Source organism: Shewanella sp. SM74 (assembly GCF_025653725.1).
GTDB classification, from domain to species: domain Bacteria; phylum Pseudomonadota; class Gammaproteobacteria; order Enterobacterales; family Shewanellaceae; genus Shewanella; species Shewanella oncorhynchi.
The window spans coordinates 1-546 of sequence record NZ_JAKKRZ010000106.1; the positions used below are offsets into that span (position 1 = coordinate 1).

The window sequence follows — 546 nt, forward strand, 5'->3', positions numbered from 1 at the left end:
ATTGCCCGGTAGCTACGTTCGGAATCGATAACCGCTGAAAGCATCTAAGCGGGAAGCGAGCCCTAAGATGAGTCATCCCTAGGAATTTAATTCCTCTAAAGAGCCGTTCGAGACTAGGACGTTGATAGGCATGGTGTGTAAGCGTTGTGAGGCGTTGAGCTAACATGTACTAATGACTCGAGAGGCTTAACCATACAACCCAGATGGGTTTTACGGACCTTAGACAGAATACAGATACTTGATAAAGTTTGAACTCAAACAAAGTAAATCAGCTTTCCGAATTATTATTAACGTGAGCCAGMGATGGACACGGTAATAAACAGAATTTGCTTGGTGACAATAGCCTTGTGGAACCACCTGATCCCATCCCGAACTCAGAAGTGAAACGCAAACGCGCCGATGGTAGTGTGGGGTCTCCCCATGTGAGAGTAGGTCATCGCCAAGCGCCTAATTTAGGTTAACGTGTAGACGTTAAGCTAAAGGAGCGGTAGTTCAGTTGGTTAGAATACCGGCCTGTCACGCCGGGGGTCGCGGGTTCGAGTCCCG

Annotated in this window: 2 rRNA genes; both read left to right on the forward strand. The window is 47.9% G+C overall.

Going from position 1 to position 546, the window contains the following annotated elements:
- A 23S ribosomal RNA gene (locus tag L5M49_RS25230) occupies positions 1-194 on the forward strand; the annotation flags it as partial.
- 135 nt (positions 195-329) lie between these two features.
- Positions 330-445: ribosomal RNA gene (gene rrf / locus L5M49_RS25235) — 5S ribosomal RNA — on the forward strand.
- The last annotated feature ends 101 nt before the right edge of the window (positions 446-546 follow it).